Source organism: Mesobacillus sp. (genome assembly GCF_057785455.1).
The window spans coordinates 447,683-469,531 of record NZ_JBYNSB010000012.1; the positions used below are offsets into that span (position 1 = coordinate 447,683).

22 protein-coding genes are annotated in these 21,849 nt (G+C 41.0%); 5 read left to right on the plus strand and 17 right to left on the minus strand.

All coding sequences use genetic code 11. From position 1 onward, the window contains the following. Positions 1-88: 88 nt before the first annotated feature. The 4 genes from AC3EBE_RS04730 to AC3EBE_RS04745 form a co-directional block, all read right to left on the minus strand. Positions 89-1,276: a molybdopterin-dependent oxidoreductase gene (locus AC3EBE_RS04730; RefSeq protein ID WP_488593852.1), complete on the minus strand. Its 1,188-nt coding sequence runs from the start codon at positions 1,274-1,276 to the stop codon at positions 89-91. A gap of 1,153 nt (positions 1,277-2,429) precedes the next feature. Next, a complete protein-coding gene (locus AC3EBE_RS04735; protein WP_488593853.1) occupies positions 2,430-2,741 on the minus strand; it encodes a hypothetical protein in 312 nt (103 codons plus the stop codon). 240 nt (positions 2,742-2,981) lie between these two features. Further along, positions 2,982-4,097 (minus strand): hypothetical protein, encoded by a 1,116-nt coding sequence (locus AC3EBE_RS04740; RefSeq protein ID WP_488593854.1) that lies wholly within the window; start codon positions 4,095-4,097, stop codon positions 2,982-2,984. Continuing rightward, complete coding sequence (locus AC3EBE_RS04745) at positions 4,087-4,665, minus strand: RNA polymerase sigma factor (protein WP_488593855.1); 579 nt, start codon at positions 4,663-4,665, stop codon at positions 4,087-4,089. The genes AC3EBE_RS04740 and AC3EBE_RS04745 overlap by 11 nt, the downstream gene beginning before the upstream one ends. Positions 4,666-4,868: 203 nt before the next feature. Between AC3EBE_RS04745 and AC3EBE_RS04750 the strand changes: the two genes are divergently transcribed. Beyond that, on the plus strand, positions 4,869-5,012 hold the full coding sequence (locus AC3EBE_RS04750; protein WP_488593856.1) for a hypothetical protein: 144 nt from the start codon (positions 4,869-4,871) through the stop codon (positions 5,010-5,012). Positions 5,013-5,201: 189 nt separating this feature from the next. Here AC3EBE_RS04750 and AC3EBE_RS04755 read toward each other — a convergent pair whose 3' ends face one another. The 4 genes from AC3EBE_RS04755 to AC3EBE_RS04770 all read right to left on the minus strand — a co-directional run bounded on the left by AC3EBE_RS04755 (position 5,202) and on the right by AC3EBE_RS04770 (position 10,020). Continuing rightward, a complete protein-coding gene (locus AC3EBE_RS04755; RefSeq protein WP_488593857.1) occupies positions 5,202-5,600 on the minus strand; it encodes a Na-translocating system protein MpsC family protein in 399 nt (132 codons plus the stop codon). Positions 5,601-5,691: 91 nt separating this feature from the next. Next, positions 5,692-6,168, minus strand: coding sequence for a helical membrane plugin domain-containing protein (locus AC3EBE_RS04760; protein ID WP_488593858.1), 477 nt, complete (start codon positions 6,166-6,168; stop codon positions 5,692-5,694). Further along, the gene (gene fdhF, locus AC3EBE_RS04765; RefSeq protein WP_488593859.1) at positions 6,168-9,140 is read right to left on the minus strand and encodes a formate dehydrogenase subunit alpha; all 2,973 of its coding nucleotides are present in this window, start codon (positions 9,138-9,140) and stop codon (positions 6,168-6,170) included. The genes AC3EBE_RS04760 and fdhF overlap by 1 nt, the downstream gene beginning before the upstream one ends. A gap of 67 nt (positions 9,141-9,207) precedes the next feature. Beyond that, a complete protein-coding gene (locus tag AC3EBE_RS04770) occupies positions 9,208-10,020 on the minus strand; it encodes a formate/nitrite transporter family protein (protein ID WP_488593860.1) in 813 nt (270 codons plus the stop codon). 655 nt (positions 10,021-10,675) lie between these two features. Between AC3EBE_RS04770 and AC3EBE_RS04775 the strand changes: the two genes are divergently transcribed. Beyond that, complete coding sequence (locus AC3EBE_RS04775; RefSeq protein ID WP_488593861.1) at positions 10,676-11,908, plus strand: MFS transporter; 1,233 nt, start codon at positions 10,676-10,678, stop codon at positions 11,906-11,908. 2 nt (positions 11,909-11,910) lie between these two features. On the opposite strand, the gene AC3EBE_RS04780 is transcribed toward AC3EBE_RS04775, so the two are convergent. The 3 genes from AC3EBE_RS04780 to AC3EBE_RS04790 form a co-directional block, all read right to left on the minus strand. Next, the gene (locus tag AC3EBE_RS04780; RefSeq protein ID WP_488593862.1) at positions 11,911-12,801 is read right to left on the minus strand and encodes an AraC family transcriptional regulator; all 891 of its coding nucleotides are present in this window, start codon (positions 12,799-12,801) and stop codon (positions 11,911-11,913) included. A 274-nt stretch (positions 12,802-13,075) separates the two neighbouring features. Then, the gene (locus tag AC3EBE_RS04785) at positions 13,076-13,210 is read right to left on the minus strand and encodes a hypothetical protein (RefSeq protein ID WP_488593863.1); all 135 of its coding nucleotides are present in this window, start codon (positions 13,208-13,210) and stop codon (positions 13,076-13,078) included. Between the two features lie 255 nt (positions 13,211-13,465). Next, entirely contained in the window at positions 13,466-14,164 is a 699-nt protein-coding gene (locus tag AC3EBE_RS04790) for a SurA N-terminal domain-containing protein (RefSeq protein WP_488593864.1), read from the minus strand. A 222-nt stretch (positions 14,165-14,386) separates the two neighbouring features. Between AC3EBE_RS04790 and AC3EBE_RS04795 the strand changes: the two genes are divergently transcribed. Together AC3EBE_RS04795 and AC3EBE_RS04800 are read left to right on the plus strand one after the other, a co-directional pair. Then, positions 14,387-15,517, plus strand: coding sequence for a hypothetical protein (locus AC3EBE_RS04795; protein ID WP_488593865.1), 1,131 nt, complete (start codon positions 14,387-14,389; stop codon positions 15,515-15,517). A 226-nt stretch (positions 15,518-15,743) separates the two neighbouring features. Then, on the plus strand, positions 15,744-16,169 hold the full coding sequence (locus AC3EBE_RS04800) for a DUF3995 domain-containing protein (RefSeq protein WP_488593866.1): 426 nt from the start codon (positions 15,744-15,746) through the stop codon (positions 16,167-16,169). Positions 16,170-16,584: 415 nt separating this feature from the next. Here the strand turns inward: AC3EBE_RS04800 and AC3EBE_RS04805 are convergent, their stop codons facing one another. Next, entirely contained in the window at positions 16,585-17,568 is a 984-nt protein-coding gene (locus AC3EBE_RS04805; RefSeq protein WP_488593867.1) for a DUF4003 family protein, read from the minus strand. Positions 17,569-17,804: 236 nt separating this feature from the next. Here AC3EBE_RS04805 and AC3EBE_RS04810 point away from each other — a divergent pair, with 236 nt between their 5' ends. After that, complete coding sequence (locus tag AC3EBE_RS04810; protein WP_488593868.1) at positions 17,805-18,728, plus strand: GNAT family N-acetyltransferase; 924 nt, start codon at positions 17,805-17,807, stop codon at positions 18,726-18,728. Positions 18,729-18,820: 92 nt separating this feature from the next. Here AC3EBE_RS04810 and AC3EBE_RS04815 read toward each other — a convergent pair whose 3' ends face one another. From AC3EBE_RS04815 to AC3EBE_RS04835, 5 genes are all read right to left on the minus strand, one after another. Then, positions 18,821-19,039 (minus strand): hypothetical protein, encoded by a 219-nt coding sequence (locus AC3EBE_RS04815; protein WP_488593869.1) that lies wholly within the window; start codon positions 19,037-19,039, stop codon positions 18,821-18,823. 164 nt (positions 19,040-19,203) lie between these two features. Next, entirely contained in the window at positions 19,204-19,917 is a 714-nt protein-coding gene (locus AC3EBE_RS04820) for a toast rack family protein (RefSeq protein WP_488593870.1), read from the minus strand. A gap of 182 nt (positions 19,918-20,099) precedes the next feature. Further along, positions 20,100-20,879 (minus strand): nitroreductase family protein, encoded by a 780-nt coding sequence (locus tag AC3EBE_RS04825; RefSeq protein ID WP_488593871.1) that lies wholly within the window; start codon positions 20,877-20,879, stop codon positions 20,100-20,102. A 36-nt stretch (positions 20,880-20,915) separates the two neighbouring features. Then, a complete protein-coding gene (locus AC3EBE_RS04830; RefSeq protein WP_488593872.1) occupies positions 20,916-21,341 on the minus strand; it encodes an acyl-CoA thioesterase in 426 nt (141 codons plus the stop codon). Positions 21,342-21,588: 247 nt separating this feature from the next. Next, positions 21,589-21,747, minus strand: a complete 159-nt coding sequence (locus AC3EBE_RS04835; RefSeq protein WP_488593873.1) for a DUF3934 domain-containing protein — start codon at positions 21,745-21,747, stop codon at positions 21,589-21,591. Positions 21,748-21,849 lie beyond the last annotated feature (102 nt).

Genomic DNA, 21,849 nt, shown 5'->3' on the forward strand with positions numbered 1-21,849 from the left:
TCCAAAAACAAATTACGAAAAAAGGAGCAAAAGGTGCTTCTCCTTGCTGCCTTTTTGTACACGCTCTATCTTGCTTTACAAGATGGGCTCAAGTTGTCTCTTTTGATCCTACCCATGCATCGGTATCATATCCCCTCACTTGCCAGTAGCCTTCGTGTACATGATCAATGGCTTCAATTCTGACGAGCCATTTCACGGATTTGTAGGCATACATTTTGGGAACAATCAGCCGGACGGGGCCTCCATAGTCTGATGGGATCAGTTCTCCATCCATGAACACAGCAACCATGACATCGTCCAGGGCTGCCTGTTCAAGGGATAATGAGTCAGTATAGACACCGTCGCCCGAATAAAATTTCAGATGGGAGGCGTTCTCTTTCAGCTTTACCTTCTTCATGAGATCTTTCAGCAGGATGCCTTCATACGTGACATGCATCACGGACCATCCAGTAACGCAATGAAAATCACTGACCTGGACTGTCCTCTTCAATTTGGCGAAATCTTCCCATGACAACGACACCGGTCCATCAACCAGTCCATCAATAGTAAAATTCCAATTTTCATTCGTAAAAACCGGTGTTTCCGTTACTGTATAAATGCGGAATTTGCCTTCATAACCTCCGCCAATGGGAGGGGAGGATTGCGTGGCAGGAATCGGCAGGGGCGAGAGCTCATTTTTGCTGTTCAGCGCCACCTCCTTTAGTGTCGATCCCCCATCATCCGTCACTTGTTTCAGCCATTTAAAAATGGATGGGCCCAAAATCATCGCAAGCAAAGTGACAATGCCGTATTTGAAAAATCCTCTGCGGCTGAAGGCATATAGTTCTTTCTTTTTTTCTTGCAGTACATCTGATTTTTTCCGAAACCAGCCTGACCTAGTCACTGAGTGAAAAAGGAGGACCGGCAGACCAATCCAGGTGAGTACATCATGTACGATCAATGAAGCTTGAACGAGTTCTTCAGGAAGACTCCTTTGCAAAGTCAGAACCGTACCGCTAATACTCCAGCCGATGATCAATCCAATAACCATCGCAAGATTCCGTTTCTTCTCTTGTTGTTTTTTTATGACTTTGTAATGGAAAGCAAAATAGCGGAAATAAAAGAGGAGGAAGGCAACAGTTGCAAAACCGATCCAAATATGAGCATCCTTCAAAATAACACGGTATGAAGCCAATGGCCCCCTTAATGAAGGAATGAAAAGCAAGATCCCACTTATGAATAAAAATAAGGTAGCATATCCATTCAAATGGTGAAGTCTTTTTAATCTATTCCACATTTCTCTGCACCCACCCCTCGTTTATTCAGAAGGCTGAACCTGAATCGGCTTCCTGTTCAGACAATACTTTCTACACCGTTTGCCCCTCGTTGGTGCTGAACAAGATGCGCAGGGACGGTTTCCTTGTGCCATTCTGGAACCGATATAATTATGGATAAACCTCTGTTTACAACTGCTGAAGTCTTTGAATAACAAGATTTATAAAATACCGTGGGCATTATAGATAAATGGCCCCAACATCACCATGGTTCAGGTTCCAATTATCTATAATTATAGATCACTAACAATAGTGTATTCTAATTTCAATGGGCTAGAATGGTACCGATGGGAGACACATGGACAGGTCGAGAACCATGAAAAACAAAATAAAGGCCTTCCTGCCAATGGACATAACGGGTTCTCTTTTGAGGTGCAAAATCATAAATAACAGTACAAATAACGTAGTAAAAAGCATGGTGATTAGTAATTTAATCATCATGCTTTTTTACTTCTGAATATTATCCGTGATATTTCAAAGTGTAATAATTGGAATTAAACTATTAGTTTAATAGGGGAGAACAGATAAACACCCGATCTGAAAAATAGACGGAGATATTCCGTCTATTTAGAAAACGACATTGAAAATAGCTAAAATAGACGGAGATATTCCGCTTATCGACTCAAAAAACATGATATTCAGGGATTTTTCTTGGCTTAAGCGGAAAATCTCCGCTTATTTAGCCCGAAATGAGCTCCATTCTGAAAATAAGCGGAAAAACTCCGCTAATTTTTCTTTCCCCTGGTCACTTTGTTAAGGACAAGGATTCTTTCTCCTAGATGCCTCTATTTTATGTTTAAATATCTGGCGTTCCTATCAAGTTTAACGAAGTACTAACAACCGTTTTAGCATATAAACTAACAGCATGAGAATGTTCATTCTCACTTTGCTAAATGGGGTGCTAATTACAGTGTTAATTCTTAGGTTGAAATACCATAAATGTTGTTATACCAACAAAAAACAGCACACTAAATCCTATGTGATTTAGCATGCTATTTGAACTGTTTTTTCACATTTTGCACTCCAAAAGAGAACCCGTTACCAATGGACAAGGTAAGCCTTCTTTTTTCCTATATAATTAGTGAAACTTTCTGAGTCTAAAAGTCTCCTTAGAAATCATTTGAATTTTTGTTCCTTCACAATCACGGTTGGATTGATTTTTTTTACTGTAGCTGCAAACTCTTCTGGCTCATGCCCAATATTGGCTGCATGGTATCCGTCTTTCGTTGTGATATAGCCATTTAAACCCACTTTGATCATGTCGTTGTATTCCAGCCTTGTGACATCCTGAATCGGAACATGAACAATTTTTTTCCCCCATTTCCTAATGATAATGACTTCTCCTTTAATAGAGGCAAAAGAATTCAATGCGTACAAAATGAGCGTACCGAATGCCATTAAAACTAGAAATATCACGAACTTTGCCATTACCGATCTCCTCTCTATTTTTTTACCATTTTCATCTTTTAAAGTAACAAGAAAATCTCTAGGCTTTCGAATCTGTCTTAAGTTTATTTTACCAAAAAATGCATAATTTGATATGTATGACGATATTTCTCCACCTAACACAAAAAAGACTGCAGAGAACCGACAGCCTTTTGGGGAAAAATAATGTAAAGTATCCCAACTAGCCAAAAAACAAGAAAAAAGCACGGGAACCTCCCGTGCTTAGTTACTAATCACCCTCATTTTCTTCCCATCACTACTAGAAATTACAACTTGGTATTTCTCCCCCTGAATAGCTTGCAACGCTACATCCGACTGCAGAAAATCCCTAACCGTCTTTTCAATCTCTCCAACAACATCCTCAACCCCCGAATCAGTTGAGTCCAGCACCAACTCAATCGAAATGTAAAAGTACTCTTTCTTATTATTAGAAAAGCCTACGGAATCAACTTGGTACTCCGGCTTTGCCTTCAAGCCTTCGGCAATGGAATCAATGATTCTCATGAACTTGCCTTCTCGTTCTTCCAAGCTAGGATCGTATTTGTATACCTTCACTTCAATGTCGCCGAGTTCACGTTGTTTCAGTTTTTCTTTTATTTCTAGTGGGATTTCCTTGATATTAGGTTCGGTTACCGGCAGCTCTAGATTGACTCGATTCACACTGATTCCGCTTGTATGCCTCGGGGAATCGTAATGGTATTTGCCAAGTACTTCATAGACTGTTTTCTCTATTTCCCCAATCCTTTTCTCAGTCTCTGTCGACACTTCATCCATCTTCCTCCATTGTTCAAATGCCTGTGGATCGTTCGCCACCCTGATTTCGTACTTTCCTTCTTTCCTCGCCTTCAGAATCTCACTGATCATATCCTGAATTGGTTTTTTCGTTTCCTCATAATATTCCGCTGTATTAAAAACCATGGCTTCAATATACTTTTCTTTTCTATTCACATTGAGGGCAACAGTTTTAATATCCTTCTCCATGATTGCCTGATTGATTTCATTTTCAAGAATTTTGACCTTGACTTTATTTTCAAAAATCAGGTTAAGGTACGGAATTTGGGATGCCACTTGTGCCACGGCTGGGGAAACAAAGGCTGTGCTGATGAAAATCCCCATTGCTGCTGCAGCTGATAGTGAAAGGATGGCCATTCTCTTTTTTATCATGCCGCTTCTTTGCTTTCTTGAGTTTTTCTGAAATCTGTTCCAATCGTCCTCAACTCGTTGTTCTGCTTCTGGGGTGATGGCTTTCTTTGGTATCTCCTCAATAAATCGGAAGATGCTTTCAGGTACCTCCAGGTTCTCAATCGAATCAGTCTGTCTCTTTTTCTTAGATCCCATTTACCTTCACCTCCTGTAAAAATTGCCTGGATTCCTTCATGATTTTTGCCAGGCTTTGTTTCCCCCTCTTCATCCTTGCTTTTACCGTATTGATATTTTCTTGGGTAATCAGCGAGATTTCCTTCACGGAGAGGTCTTCAAAATAATAGAGGAAAAGCGGCAGGCTCTGATCTCGTTTTAACCTCATCAGATGCTGGACCATTTCACTCTTATTTTCTTTATGTATCGCGATTTGCTGAGCTGATTCGGACGTGATTATCAGCTGAGCTACCCTATTTTCTTCATAATCTACAAGGGTGTGGCGATTATTTTTCCGGTAAAGGTCGATGGACCGTGAATAGACCAGCGTATAAAACCAGGCCTTGAAATTCGTGATGTCCTTCTTTTTCATCATGCTGACATACGCACCCTCGAGGGCATTCTGCAAAGCATCCTCTGCATGCTCCTTTGACCGAAGGATTAAATAAGCCGATTTATACGCCGCAGACAACAATGGAGTAATGAGGATCCCGAATGCCTCATGGTCTCCTCCCCTGATTCTGGCGATTAATTCCTGTTCCTTATTCATTAGGGAACTCCCCCCTTTCATTTGCTACATAAGTATAACGAAATGAAGGAAAGATTTGGTTGCACTTTTTGCGAGAAATTATTTAAAAAATGATTCTGGTAAGCACAGGGACAGTTCAACTTTCCTTAAGAATATTAATAAGTTTCAACATTTCATTTTTTAGGTAAAAGTATCTAAAACTTTTATCACTGGAGGCGACTTGTTTGGAGAGTGGCGCACTTGTCATTTATCGAGGGAAAGAGCATATTATTGTGCATCAATATGAATCTGGCTATGTTGAAATCAAAAATCCAGATAATAGGAATATTGAACTGGTACACCTGTCAGAATTAAAACCGCACAAATGAATCAAGAAGCATGGGGACGTACCTTGTGCTTCCAAAGGAAGCACTGGGTACGTCCCCATGCTTAAATCTGATAAAAAAAAGATACCGTTCATAAACAGTATCATTAAGTGTAGCCCATTTAAGCAATGGTCATTGGATATTCAGTGACAATGCGATCCGTTATTCTTTTCATACTCCTCTTCATACCGCTTAATGCTGCTTTCCAATTTCATTGGCTGTTCGCACTTCATTCCCAGTTTCTTCAATCGGCTTGTCAAAAACGAATACAGTCATTGCAATATCTTCTTTAATATTAATATCAGAAAACAACCGCAGTACTTTTGCCCCTATTAAGTTTTCAAATCTTAAAAGGACTTCTGGCTTTTTGTATATTTCCTTTACAAATCTTGTTCTCGTTTCATGGACCATTTCTTCACCATGGCTTGAAGTAAGCATGAACTTCTCCACATTTGTGAGGTTTCCTTTCATTTCAGTGACCGCCCAGGAACCGATAATTTTGGTGGTGATTTCTTTTGGGCCATTTCCTACATATTCTTTTCTAATTTCGCGAACAAGCATACTAAATTGATGCTCCATATTTTTTGCCATTTCATGATCCTCCTTATCCACTTATTTTGATTCTAAAGAGGAAACCCATTCTTACGTGAACGAATGGGTTTGCATTTTGTCTTTGTATTTACTATTTTAAACCTTCGCCCATACCTTTTAAAAGATTAAAGCCAAATCCTATCGCACGATTTATATCAGGATCCTTTAAAGCCTTCATAAGGTCAAAAAGTCCAACCTTGGAATCTTCATCTAACCCCTGCTGGGCCTTTTGCAATCCATTCGTCAAGCCTTTAGCGAGCTTACCCGTTGTTTCAGGGTCCAGTTCCGTTAGTATGCCCCCTGCGGCCATCGCATTATTGATCATGTTTGTGACTGGTTCGCGTGAAAGTTGACCGACAGCAATTTTTGCTGCCTTTTCTTTTGTTTTTAGCAAACTTCCTAAAGCATCCATGATTCCGCTATCGTGTAATTCCTGCAGCAAATTTAAGGTCTCAAGCAATGTATCCTTATTATCCGCAACCCCGGAGAGAAGATTCTCAAGGGATTGCATTTTCTTTTGTTCTTCTGTCAGTTCTGTCTTTTGAACGATTTTTATCGGCTTTGCCACTACGCATTCCTCCTGTCATAGAAACCAGGTTCAACATGCTCATTGATTTTAGCAATCGGAACGTAATCTCCGCGTTCCCACTTACGGTATATTTCAAGCCCCTTTTGCGGGGTCCGAGTGGCATTACGTGGATTATACCTTGGCAGCGGATTTTCTCCGTTAAGTGCAAGAACTTCCATCCGCACTTTCGTTTGTTTGTATGCTGGTGTATGTGTCACGACATCCACTGCCCCGCCCGTAAGAAGGTTAACCGCACTCTCGTGGCTTGAGGAGTGCATTGGAACATAGACCGTTTTTCCTTCCACACGATCCGTTACAAGGACTGGCAGCTTAATTGCTCCATACGGTGAGACAAGACGAACGAGTGAACCGTCTTTTATGCCGCGTTCTTTTGCCAGTTCCGGCGATGTTTCCACGAACACTTTCGGGAATTTGTAATTAAGTCCCTCTGATTTCTGTGTTAAGTTTCCTTCATGGAAGTGCTCCAACAGACGTCCATTATCTAACGAGAGATCGAATTCCTGCGGGAACTCCATTGGCGGAATATAATCGAACAAACCGAAACGCGCTTTTTTATCTGGAAAATTAAAGCCGTCTTTGAAAAGCAGCGGCGTGTTGGATCCATCAAGAGAACCCCAGTGGAAACTGTTCCACCCTTCGAGTACATCATAATTACACTGGCTGAAGAAAGGAGTTAAGCTTGCCATTTCATCAAAAATCTCACTCGGATGCGTATAATTCCATTCAAAGCCCATCTTTTTAGCGAGCTGTGTCAGAATCCACCAGTCTGGTTTACTATTGCCTAGAGGCTGCAATGCTTGGTATAAACGCTGCACACGGCGCTCAGTATTGGTAAACGTTCCATCCTTTTCAAGAGACGGAGCACCTGGCAAGATAACATCTGCAAATTGAGCAGTTGTCGTTAAGAAGATTTCTTGAACAACAAGGAAATCCAACTTCGCGAGCATCGCCTGTGTATGGTTCGAGTCCGCATCGACCCATGCCATATCCTCACCAGCTACAAACATCGCTTTCATCTCGCCTTTATCGACAGCACCTAGCATTTCGATATTATCAAGCCCAGGATTTTCAGGGATTTTCACCCCATAAGCCTTTTCAAATTTTTCACGGAATTCAACATTTGTTACGGATTGATAGCCAGGGAAGATATTTGGCATTGTTCCCATATCTGCCGCACCTTGGACATTATTATGTCCGCGTAATGGGTAGGCACCAGCGTTTGGACGCATCATGTTGCCTGTTGCAAGAAGCAAGTTCGCAATGGCCACAGATGTGTGCGAACCCGCGATATTTTGCGTTACACCCATTCCCCAGCAGATCACGGTTCCATCTGCATCCCGGATCATTTCTGCCATTTGGATTAGGGTTTCCTCCGAAATACCCGTAATCCTCTCGGCCTCATCCAAACTATAAGGCTCCATCATTTCCAAAAATTCATCATAATGATTCACATGTTCTTTGATAAATTCCTCATCATGCCAGCCTTGATCAATCATATATTTCGTAATAGCGGAAAGCCATACATAGTCAGTCCCTTGTTTTGGACGAACGAACAAGTCTGCACGGTCACCCATTTCATGTCTGCGTACATCCACGGTGATTAATTTTTGACCGTGAAGTTTCTGTGCCCGCTTAATCCGCGTGGCAAGTACAGGATGTCCTTCTGCAGGTGCGCATCCCACGAGCATGACAAGCCCTGCACCTGCGATATCCTGAATCGTTCCTGAGTCCCCGCCAATGCCTCCAGTTTGCTGTAACCCCCATGAAGCCGGGGACTGGCAATAACGAGAGCAGTTGTCCACATTATTCGTACCAAATACTTGACGTGCCAGCTTTTGGATGAGGTAATTTTCCTCGTTCGTAATTTTAGATGAAGAAATAAAACCAATTGCATCACTGCCGTATGTTTCTTTAATACCGCCAAGCCTCTCAGCCACTAAAGAAAGAGCCTCATCCCAGCTTGCTTCTACAAACACATCACCTTTACGGATTAAAGGTGATGTAATTCGTTCTTGAGAATTGACAAAATCCCAGCCGAATTTTCCTTTTACACAGGTTGAAACACTGTTTACAGGAGCGTTTTCTGATGGTTCAATCTTAAGGATTTCACGGTCTTTTGTCCAAACTTCAAAGGAACAGCCCACACCGCAGAATGTACAAACCGTTTTTGTTTTCTCTATTTTCGTTTCACGCATGGCTGCTTCTACTTCTGAGACGGCCATGATTGTTTGATAGTCAGGCTCTACTGCTTTGACGATGTCAATCATTGGTGTAAGCAAGTCATCGGAAATCCCTGTCATGAATCCTGCATTTCCAAGCATCGATTTTTCCATCAATGCGTTACAAGGACAAACTGATACACATTGTCCGCAGGATACACAGGATGACTCATTGATGCTTTTCCCCCCATCCCATAAGACGCGCGGCTGCCCGCTTTCCCAGTTGATGGTCAGCGTTTCATTCACTTGAAGATCCTGGCAGGTTTCTACACATCGCCCGCATAAAATACATTGATCGGGATCGTAGCGATAAAACGGGTGAGATATATCTACTCCATAGCCCTTAGAACGATGGGGCCGTGTCTGGTGTTCGATCCCCATTAGTTCTGCTGTATTATGTACACGACAATTGCCATTGTTATTGTCACATACCGTACAATATAATAAATGGTTTTCCAGTATCCGATCCATTGCTTCCTCTTGGGCATTCTTTGCAAGCTCAGATGAAGTCAAAATATCCATACCGTCTTCGATCTCAGTGGAACATGCACGCATAATGCTGCCATTTACTTCACACATACACGTATCACAGCTCTGTACCGGTCCAAGAACATCAGAATAGCAAATGTGCGGATGCTCCATATCTTGTTTTAGTAAATAATCTATAATACGAGTCCCTTTTTCCACTTGGTGTGCTGTTCCGTTAATAAGAACACTCACTTTTTCCTTCACTGTAAGTCCCCCTTTGTAAAACAAAGAAATCTATCGTACTTCAAAAAAAATAATATTTTCTTAATTGTTAACTTGCTTTCTTAATCCTTGAGTTTGCTTTTGAAAGTGATTGAAGGGAATCCTTGTGAACCATCCAATAGATTAAGGCTACAAAAACACCGCCGCCAATCGCATTGCCAATTAAAACAGGAACAAAGTTAGCTGCATAATCACCCCATGTCAAGTGCCCCGCAAAGATTGCCGCAGGGATGACAAACATATTAGCCACAACGTGCTGAAAACCAATCGTTACAAAAGCCATAATTAAAAACCAAATAGCAAGTATTTTTCCGCCGATATCATCGGCACCAAAAGCCAGCCAAATGCCTAAACAAACGAGCCAGTTACAGCCAATAGCGGAAATTAAGGTTTTAATAAATGGTTCATCGACTTTTGCTTCTGCTATCGCAACGGTTTTGGTCAGGAATACACCTGTTTCCGTTAATCCAACTATGTGTCCAAATAAATAAGCAACAAAGATTGCTCCAATAAAATTACTTACTAAAACTAACAGCCAATTTTTACCCAGTTGCGTTAGGGTGGCACGCTTTGCCATAACAGCAATCGGAAGTGCCATCATATTTCCCGTTAACAATTCTCCACCTGCAATAATGATTAACATTAGACCCACCGGAAAAACTGCTCCGCCTAAAAGTGAGCTGAAGGAACCCCATTCCTGTGGTAAGTTTGCAATAACTCGAATGTCTAATAAGAAACCAAATGATATAAAGGCTCCACCTAAAAACCCTAATAATAGTGTATGAGCAGGCCGCATTGAGGCCTTCTTGCTTCCAGCTTCAACCGCTAATTCCGCGATTTGCTGAGAACTGTGAAACGCCATATTCATCTCCTCCAAAAATTGATTTTGTAGTGTTTCTCAAAACATAAGGACTATAATCCACCTCTTTGATCCTAGTTTTAGAAGTAGATAGGAGTTGAAAAGCGCGATAGAAAAAGAACGCAAAAAAGCCCACTATAAACCGGTTCACATGCCAATACATGTACCGTTTTACAGTGGGCTGACAGCTGAGCATTTTCTTATACTAGCAATCCTTCCCGCAATAAACAATGGAGAAACAGGATGTACAGTCAATCTCATTAACCTACATCAATGAACTTTCCATTCTCTACAAATCCTTTTAATTTTAAAATAGATTCATTGTGTTGTGAACATTTTATGAACTTTCTTATGTGTTATAAAAATTATAGGGATTCTCACAAAAAAATTCGCCTCTTCATTTAATCAATCCTATCCTTGATACAACTTAATGGATGTATTTAGAGTGCATGTAGTTATGCTAAATGATATCCAAACTGGATCTGAATTAAAATGGTACACAGTTGTGGGGTAATGTGTTCATTGAATGTCTATTTTTCGGAGATCTCCCTGCCTATCCAAATAAGCAGAGCAACTCCCCCTCACTCCAAAAAAACCGCAAATTTGGAAAAGAAATCACCTCCCTTTGTCTCTATATTTTAAATAGGAGGAGATAAAATTGGCTTTTATAAAAAAAATGGATTCGTATCGCATCTATATATACACGCGTTTTTGGTCGCAGTTCTTTTTTACATTTATCTTTACGGTTAACTTGCTATATCATGTGAAGGTCGTGGGTCTTGATCCGCTGCAGCTGGTTCTGGTCGGGAGTGTCCTGGAGGCGGTTGTTTTCATGTTCGAGATACCGACTGGGTTTGTGGCGGATTTGAAGAGTCGCAGGCTTTCGGTGATTATTGGGTATTTTTTGATTGGGGCTGGGTTCCTGATCGAGGGCTCGTTTCCGTATTTCGCGGCCGTATTAGTGTCGCAAGTTCTTTGGGGAATTGGTTACACGTTTACAAGCGGTGCGCATCAAGCCTGGATTGCGGATGAGATCGGCGAAGATCGTGCTTCTGAGGCGTTTGTTAATGGTGCAAAAGCTGGAACCCTTGGAGAAGTGATCGCGATTCCTTTGAGTATGCTGATTGGGTACTTTTTCATGATCAATCTGCCGATCATCATTGGCGGATTATGCATGGTGGGATTGGCTGTATTTTTGCTTTTCTTTATGAAAGAAGAGAATTTCAAACCGGTTCAAGAGGAACATACATCCACCTGGAAGACGCTGAAGACGAATATGAGCCAGCTGATCCATTATACAAAGGCCAGTTATCTGATGCGGATCCTATTCCTGATTAGTTTGTTTTTCGGGCTCTATAGTGAAGGCTTCGACCGGCTATGGATTTCCCATTTTCTTGAGGAATCGGGTCTTGCACACATGACGGAGGGAAATCTGGTCATCCTGTTTGGCAGCATTAATTTTGCCGTTATGCTCCTTTCATTTGTGACGCTTCATTTTATCAGCCGGAGTTCTCTCCATCAACGGTTGAGCACCATCTATAAATCCTTGCTGATCGGTTGTGTCCTCATTATTGTGTCGCTGGCCGGTTTTGCTTTTTCGACCAGTATCATCAGCCTGCTGTGCTTTTATCTGATCATCCAGGGTACAAGGTCTGTCATGGCACCGCTTGAGGATACATGGCTGAATAAAATCATTCCTGACTCCTCGACGCGTGCGACCTTCTTTTCGGTAAAAGGCCAGGTTGATGCAATTGGCCAGATTAGCGGAGGGCCGGTTATTGGAATGGTTGCCGCCAATTTTTCGATTAAAATCGCCATGATGGTAAGTGCGATTATCTTAACTCCTGTTATTTATTTTTATCGATTGTCTATAAAAAAATCTCGAGGATGACATCATTCTCGAGATTTCTCTTTGATTGGGATATGTATTTCCATATAGATTTTTTTGTAATCCCAGTAATGGCAATGCTCGTCATAAAACTCAAAGTCAAAGCCCTCTTCATCCACTTCATAGGAGGAGTGCGGAAACCAATCCTCCAGTATGTATCTCCACGTCCCTTTGATCGCCGATGCGAAATGGTCAACCTCAACTAAAGGCGTCCGAAAGATGGCATAAACAGCCTCCGGGATTTGCACAGGTGTTATTCCATCCGGCAAGTCTATTTCCCCATCATAATCTACCGCAAATAAATATTGGCATCTGTCTTCATCAAGGCTGCGGCTCAAATTGATGCAATACTCGCCATGCTTTTTCGGTGCCAATACTTCGTATAAGTACGTTTCAATCGAACCATCAGTCAACCCTTCCTGCTCCCAGAAGGCAGGCACATTTTTGTTAGCAGGGAAATTCTCTATACTGAAAACCTTCCCGGCGACCAAAAAAGCGCTCCGGCGGACAATCTGGGGCTGCAGGACAATTCCGCCCGTTTTCTTTTGGTGCAGGCTCATTAAATCCAGTTTATGCGGCAGTGATGTCGGACAATGCTCCTTATAAAGACTCGGGGGACTTCCAAAACACTTCTTGAACGCCTTCGTAAAGCCGACATGTGTTTCAAACCCATAATCCAGAGCAATCTCGATGATTTTTTTCCCATTCACCAATTCGTACAGTGCAAACTGGAGCTTCCTTTTTACTACATAATCCATCAATGTATAGCCTGTCTGTTTATAAAAAATCCGCGAAAAATGATAAGGCGAATACCCCACCATTCCCGCCAAGCTTTCTGCACTCATTTCCTCTTTAATATGGTTCTCTATATAATCAATGACAGTTTGAAGTAACACTAACTGTTGAATCGTCCTCACCACTTTACGAGTCTTGGAAAATCTTTACCTTTCTATTTTACAAAATTTTAAGACTGAGGAGTGCTCAGCATAAAAAAAAGTCTCCAGCTCCCAGTACTGACTCAATATGAAACCAGCGACCGAATAGGTTAGGCGGGAGCTCAATGTAAGACGATAAACGGTCAAAATGATGAAGACAAGTTCTTAACAATCATATGAAGTGACTGTTCAAAATTCATCTCCAAGAAAGACTGTGGAACTGTCCATGTTATCCCTATAAGGAAGGACAGTCCTGTTCAGCTGCTAACTCTCCAAGTTTCCTATACTCTCCGATAAAGACAAGAAATGCACCTACAACCAGTACCCCAGCACCAAGAACAATGATACTTTGAGTTAAATAGCTCTCCATTTGAGCACCTCCAAAAATCATTCGCCCAATATTCTATTCTTTCCTCGCCCAATTGTGCAGGTCAGCTAAGGAGATCCAGAACCTATGCTGGGCACAATTTCGAGAATTGAACTTAGAAGAGCTTGTTACTAAAAAAGTTTGACTAGAATGGTTCGAGTTTCCCTAATGAACATTACGCGAAGCTTAATCAGAGAAAATTAAAAAGAGGATAGACAAATGTCTATCCCCCATTTTAAAGTCTCACACGAGGACTTCCTACGCCTCATGGATTTTAACTTTTTTCTCATTCTCTTTTCGTATCTTTGCCACTAGCTCGCTGACTTTCTCATTCTCTTTCTGTGAGATCACCTGCTGCTCGAGCTGCGGACTGATCTTTGCCAGCTCTTCCGGCTTTTGCTTTTGGCTTTCGGCTTGTTTCTTGTATTGATCATACATGGCCTGGATTTCTTGTGGTGTTGCTTCTACCTTGCCAATCTTGCTGTCGATATATTTATTGACCGTCATTTGCTTTTTCAGCTGGTCTTTAAGTTGTTTCTCGGTCATCTTATTCGTTTTCAGTGCTTCTTCAAACTTTTTATCATCTTCGAAGTTGGCTTTGATTTTATCCAGCTCTGCATCTACTTCATTTTCTTTAACTTTAATGTCGTTCTTCTCAGCTGTCTGGAGAAGAAGCTCCGCATTGATCATATTGTCAAGAACTGACTTTTCGAGCTGTTCCTTCATTTTTTCATCCATCTGATCGGCCGGCATACCTTGCTGTTCGTATGATGCTTTCATGGCATCCAGCTCTTTCTTATATTCCTTTTTTGAAATGCCTTTGCCATCTACTGTTGCAACCAAATCTTCTTTATTTTGTTTTTCAGCATTGCCTTTTGAGCTATCGTTGCTGCATGCGCCTAGCACTAGGACCGCGATGCTCAATAAAAGAATGCCTGTTAAAATGCGCTTCATCATAAACAAACTCCCCTTTCAACCAACATGTCCGTCATACTACCACATCTATCGGAAAAAGAGGAGGGTTTTACAGGAATTGTCATCAGAATGTAATATAATAAGACGTATCTATTTCCTTTTTTAGGGAAAATGACCCAGGAACATTTTAGGGAAATAATTCGTAAATAGATACATAAACCGGATTCAAAACTGGGACTTAAATATTGGAGGGGTTCATCAAACATGGAAATGCACGGAAGCGGAGGCGATTTTTCAAGTGAAATCCCTATTTGGGCGAAGATTTTAATTGTGACTTTAATTTTCATTTTTTTTGGGGTCTCTTTAGGTGGGTTGTACTTTGCTGGTTCAAGTTTTTACACGAAAGATTATTCCTTAACGGTGATAGGGCTTATTTTTGCCGTGAGCTTTGGCTGGCTGGGCAAAATTGCATTCACGAGTTTGAAAACATACGAGAGATGGAGCTTTAAAGTCCAATTAACTGATGATGGTTACTTTATGGAAGCGATGGATAAGCGCACATACGAGATTCATAAAGAACTCGTCAGGTACGATCAAATGGAAGAAGTGGTCATCTCAAAAGCGCTGAACTATATACCGAGAAGGATCAATACGCCATTCTACAGACCCGAGCATCTTGTAAATGCCGTCTTTTTGATCATCTGGAGAGATGATGCGGGGAAAAAACATGTCAAACACTTTACCCATTCCAACAAGAATGACTTGGATGAATGGCTGAAGATGTTTGACCAGCACAATATCCCCATCACGGTTACCGACATTGATTTCAGAGGCGTTCCGGCCGCTGAACTGCTGCCCTCTATTGAGAGTGTTCATAAAAAGGCATATAAATGGGACGGTGCTTTTGAGAAGGTTTTAAAAGTAGGATCGGTTACGAGGGAAAAACCATTGAAATTAGAGCAACGATTTAAAAAGGTCCATGCCTTCAGGATTCCAGTGAAGTTTATTTTCGTGTTATCCATCCTGTTTAATAGCTGGTTTGTTTTTAGAATCGGTGGGCAGGAGAACCTCGATTTTGCCATTCTGATTAATATAGCGATTGCAGGCATATTTATGTATTTTACGAGAAAGCTGTCTGTGATAAATCTTCTGAAATATCTGGGATTCATCAGCTTATTTTTATGGGCTATTTACCTATTATTAAGAGTGGCAGGAATCATTTCGATGCCGTTCAGTGATGATTTATTTGCGGCAAATTTCATGATTATTGCGGGATCCACTGTGCTTTATCCATTTATTCGAATCTTACGGGATGTGTGGAAGGCTGAGTATCATGAGGAAATTATGGTGCATCAGCAGCGGTTGGAAAAGGCCGGGTTTCAATTGAGGGCTTGATGAGGGTTAGTAGAGGGGGGTTTTTAACGGTAATATAAGAAGTCCAGTTTTCATAGGAATTGGGCTTCATTTTTTTGTGGTTTATATGGGGTTCAATTTTAACTATTAGGTTTTCATTTCAATTAGCCCGGCAGCCATAGTGTGCTAAACTGCTTGATAAATAAGTATATTAATGTTGTGACCATTTTAGATACGAAGGCCAATAACCTATAGAAGAGGTGGTAAATTGATAAATATTTTAATTGGAATCACGTCTCTAATATTTATAATAATTGGGATGTTACACGTTTTTTGGGCATTTGGCGGAAGTTGGGGAGTAAATGCGGCTCTTCCAACTGTAGATGACCGTAATTCACCCGTTTTGCAACCACGAATGGCAGGTACACTTTTTGTCGGGTTACTTTGCTTTTTTGCATCTGTACTTCTATTAGTCCAAATAGATTTGTTCGCAGTCATCAAACCCTCCACTCTTTCCAAATGGCTTTGTATAGCTGGAGGAATTGTTTTCTTGTTACGAGCTGTTGGCGAAGGAAAATATGTAGGTTTTTTCAAGAAAATCAAACATACTAAATTCGCAAAACAAGATACCGCCTTCTATTCACCTCTTTGTGTATGGATTAGTTTTGTTTTTTTGCTGGCGGCATTTATATGAGATTTTGCCATTTAGAATTATAGAGCGAATTGCTTTTTCTAATGCTATTTTCTTTTAAAAAATATACTAATTATAGTTCTAAGCGGGTTAGGAATGCCTTTGCTACCCCTTTTCCCCAATTTAATCAAACGTTTGATTAAGATCCTTCAATAAAAAAATCCGGTACATCCTTAAGGAAATGTACCGGATTTTTTTATTGATTGTTTTGTAATTTGCGTTTTTCATGAGTAACTATGGATTTATCTACGGTTGTTGCTGCTCTATCTACGGTTACTTCGGATTTATCTACGGTTACTACAATTATATCTCCGGTAACTGTCTATTTATCTACAGTAAGTACCAATTTCTTTCCTCCTGCTAAATTGTTGCATGCTTATAGTATAGTTACAGCCATTGTTGCGCTTAGCCAAATCGTCTATTCTCCCCCACTTGAAGACGATGCCACAGCGGCTCCTGATATAGCTGCGACCGAAGCTGCCTGCTGGGCCTGTATCAATGTTTCGATGGTGGTTGAAAGATTGGTCTGAAGCAAGGCTGAATCTTCAATTTTGTCACTGACTACGAACGTAACGGCCATCATGAAATTGATGTCTTTTTTCCATTTGAAAGGTTTTTCCGCGTTCAACTGCTCCCATATTTCTTTTACTTCTGAAAGGTTATCGGTTCCTTTTTCAATAAAGGTCAGCAAAGCAATTTGTGGATAGAACATCGATTTCGTTTTAATCCCTTCTTTTTTCATACGATCAAATATTTCTGTGGCTTTCGCAACCAGATCATCTGCAGAGCTGTTTTCATGCAGCGAAAGAATATGGCTCATGCTTTGCAGATCATTTCCTTTCCGGAACCCATTTTGCGAAAGCTTGCTGTATAGGTCTTCGATATGAAAAATCAATTCATCATCCGGGCGGTCGTTTTGTGCCAACGTGGCTGCAAGCGGATAATCGCTGTGGCTTGTCAAAAATAAATGTTCCTCCCTCATCTTCTTGTAGATGCTTCTTGCTCTGGTGGAAAGGGGTTGCAGTTCTTTTGCATCTGATGGAGCCAACTGCATGGCGGCAATATAGGTAAAAATATTTCTGCTGAATCCCGCTGACACCAGTTCATCGTAAGCAGCCATAAAGTGCGGAAACATCTCCTTGGGATTGTCAAATTTTGTATCGAGCATGGCTGCAAAAGTAAAACGAGACTGAGACCGTAAAGGCGAAAACAAGCCGGATTGATTTTTAATATATTCCGCTGTGTCATCGAATCTTTCAATATCAAAACTGCGATTGTTTGTAATATACAAGGATGCCACCATCATCAACATTGATTGATCGGAAACCTTCCAGCGAAACCTTTCCCTTAGCTCTGAATAAATTTGCGTATATCTTTCCATGTTCTTCATAGCTTTTTCCATATGGACCGGACCTCCAGTGAAGAATTCGTTATCTTTCATACGATTGAGGCCTGAAAAAGTTTTGTTTTTTCTTACATTCATTGGAAATAAGCATGCTTATCATTATAAAAGGCTCTTTTCGTAAACATTGTTGCCTTTGAACAGAAAAAGAACTATTTACTTATTATGGTATTATTTAACCAAGGACTTCCCCAAATAGAGGGCAGCCTATCTAGATTATGTAAAGGGAGAATTAAATGTTGATAACTATTCAAAAAGCAGTCATTTCCGATGCCGGGAAGCTTACAGAAATAATGAAAAAGACATTCGATGAAGAAGCAAGAAGATGGCTATTAAATCCGGAAATCATCGATTACAATATCCAGCCTCCAGGTTATTCTTCGGTTGAAATGACTAAATATATGATTGAAGAATTAGTTTATTACAAAATACTATATAACAAAGATATTATTGGCGGCATTATAGTCACCATAACGGGTAAGTCATTTGGAAGGATTGACCGTATTTTCGTTGACCCAGATTATCAAGGAAAAAAGATCGGTTCTAGAGTAATAGAATTAATAGAGGAGGAATTTCCAACTGTAAGAACTTGGGATCTTGAGACATCCAGCAGACAAGTTAATAACCACCGTTTTTACGAGAAAATGGGTTATCGGACTACCTTTGAAACAGAAGATGAATATTGCTACATAAAGAGAAAACAAAGTCCAATAGATATCGAGAACCTCGTCGATAATAAAGACATTTCAAATACTCAATATGAGAATTGCAATATGGAAAAAACAGAGTGTTATCAAGTAAATTTAGAAGGAAGTTCTTTTTGTAACAGTAACCTGGCGAATATTCATTTCAGTAACTGTAACCTTAGTCACTCAAAGTTCCAAAACATTAATTTGAAACATTCATTTTATGCGGATTTAAACCTTTCTTACAGCAAAATTTGGTTAGTTACTCTGGGAGGGGTTCGCTTTATCGATACAAATCTTGGAGATGACAAAGAACCGCTTTCTTTTGAAAGATGTGACCTTCAAGGAACTAAAATTAGTAACAGTAATCTAAGGAACCTGCAAATTACGGATAGTGACATATCAGGAATGACAATAGACAATATCCCAGTAGAAAAACTGCTTGAAGTGTATTATCAAGAGTTAAAAAAGTAAATATTCCTTTACAGAGAACAGCCTCATTCACGTTTCCTGAAGGAGTAATTTCACGAAAGAACATAGAAAAAAAGTACCCCGGAAGGATACTCTTACTCATAAAATCTAAGCGGTTCAACGTTGACCTTTAACACGATCGTTGCAGGGTCATGAACCATATTGATTTTGTCGACCATATATTCTTTCTTGTAGATCGTCACAGTATTACAGGCCCGCAGCGCGGCAATATATTGCTCCCAATGCTTCACATTCGCGCTTAAAAGACATTTGTCTTTCTGATAATAATCCACTCTGTTGGAAACGTGAGTCAACTCCATCCCCCCTTTTGATAGAGTTTATGAGCAATGGTTTCCAATCATGACAAGCTGTTTAGAAGCACGGGGACGTTTCTTTTGCTTCTTTTTGTTTTCTCGATACTCAAACGCATTGTAAATTAAAATGGAAGCATGAGGTACGTCCCCATGCTTCACCCCTGCTACTTTTCTGTTTTAAAGGTTACTTCGCCCACACCGATGTCTGCATCCAGGTCAATCTTCACCTTTGCATTTTCGTATGCTTCATTTACGTAAACCCCATTACCTTTTGAGATCAAATCTTCAAAAGATGCTGAGCCGATGCCTTTTTCAGCCTTGATTCTTACGCCTGTATCTTTAGGGAGAATGACGGTCATCTTTCCTACTCCTGATGAAATGCTGGCGTCAAAGCTTTCTTTCCAGTCGCCGCTAAGATTCACCGTGATTTCCCCAACTCCTGCATTGACTTCAAGGGTGGAAAGCTCGATTCCCCGCAAATCCAGATTGGTTTCAGATGCTCCGGTATTTACTTCAAGATCGACTGGAACATCTTCGGTTAATTTCAGGTCCCATTCGTTCTTGAACTTGCTAATTTTAAACTTATCCGGCTGGGCGATTTCCACCTTGCCGACTTTTCCGTCCCGGTCATAGGAAACCTCAGGCTTCAGTTTTTCCGGTTCATAAATCGCGTTCCCACTTACCCACTCATCGCTACCGCCTGCAACATCCATTTTCCCGGCGCCTAAATTCAGAACAACCTCAAGCTCTTTCGCTTTATCCTTCTCCACCACGATTTCATCATCGCTCTTCTCACGGGCAAAAATTGTATTATTGCATCCTGACAATAGTAAAACGGCAGATACTGCTGCCAATCCAAATCCCATCACTTTTTTCATACTATATCGCCTCCAGTTGGTTATGAATTAATCATAAGGGAATCTTGAATATCCCTTAACAGGCTGGGGCTTTAACTTGTAATCAGACTTGAGACCTATGGAAGATTAATCCAAAATAAAACGCCTCAACCCACTTATTGCGGGTTGAGACGTTTTTTTACCAAAAATAGTTCTCCTCATTATCATCCATTATTCATAAAGTTCTGCCTCTCCAAATACTTCAGCACTGTTTGTGAAAATTCCTGGTGCGATTCCTTCGTATACTTGGCTTTTGTATAGATTTGCGCAAGATTTTTTAATCCCAGGCGTTCTGTCATTTCTTTAAGATGAGGGAAGGCCATATAGCGGTCCCATCCTTTTTTATTTCGATCTTGATAGATTTCGAGAATATCTTCATCTGAATAATCACGGTATTGATCGTAGTGGACTAGCCCTTGCATCGGCAATCGGTCTCTTGGTGCAGGGTTTTCTGCCGGATACCCTAATGAATAACCAACAACGGGTACGACATTTGGCGGCAGGTTAAGCAGTTCGCCGATTTGATCACAATTCGCCAGCGTCGAGCCCATATAGCAAATGCCGAGTCCCGCATTTTCAGCAGCCAAAGCACAGTTTTGCGACGCCAGAGTCGCATCAATCGCCCCGATCATGAAGCTCATGTAATTATCAAAATGGACGGGTGCATCGTTGAGTGCAAGCCATTTCCTCATCCGGTTAAAATCAGCACAAAAGGTTAACAGGATCGGCGCATCCACCACCATTGATTGCTCCATATGGGCAGTGTATAATTTTTGCTTAAGCTCTTTGTCTTTCGTGACGATAATCGAATACGTCTGCATATTGCCACTTGAGGACGCGCGAATACCCGCCTCTAAAATCTGCTCCAGCAGGTCCTGGCTGATTTCCCGATCTTCATATTCCCTTATCGACCTGTGCCCGTGGATGACATCATTCAATTCCAAGACAATCTCTCCTTTATTTATGCGGTATGAGTTATGTTATTGAACTTCAACTAAATATTGCTTCAACTGCTCAATCGTTTCCTGTGAAAGCGGCTTGGATTTTCTTGTGAGGTCATCCATTTGCACAATGACCGTTTCCGCCACCGCAGCGAGCTTTCCGTCCTGATAAATCCCTTGAAACAATGACAAGGAGCTGTTGCCGACTCTAGTCACGACAGTACCGATGTCCACTTTTCCAGGCCACCGGATTTCAGAAAGCAAATCGAGCTTCTGGCTCGCTATCACAAATGAGGCATTCTCAGCATGCAGCGGCTCCTTTGCATATAAAAGCTCCGTCCTCCCCGTCTCCAGAAACGTTGAAAACAGCGCGTTATTCACATGACCCTGACGATCCGTATCCGCATACCTGATCTTGTCATAGGCCTTTAACGGGAAATCACCATACTCCGGTCTCTTTTGCATTGTCATGAATCCTCCTTTTTTCGGCTCGCGAAATATTCTGTTAGATTAAGTCTTCAACAAATTGTCTATAATTCCTGCTGCACGGGGACGTACCCGCTGCTTCTTTTTTCATAGTTGTTATCGTCAATCAAATGTTTTTGTTGGTGCTTAAACAAACGGGAGCACAGGGTACGTCCCCGTGCTCCCATTCTTCACAAAAAAAACACGTAGAGATTCAACTCTATGTGTTTTCTGAAAATTGTCTATATCAGTCTTCATTACTCGTCTTGGAACCATCTGAATTTTTGACGCCTTTGCTTTTGTAGGGTTTGGCACTTTTTGCTTTGTTGGCGCTAGCTTGCCAGCGGTTCCATCCCTTCTTGCCTGTTCCTCTTCCTGTTCCGCTTTTACCCTTGGTTTTGCTCATTTAATCAACTCCATATCTAGAGATTGTTGTATATGTCATTGGATAGTTTTAACCGTTTTACATTGGTAAAACCAAAAAAACATTGAATGATAAGCATATTAC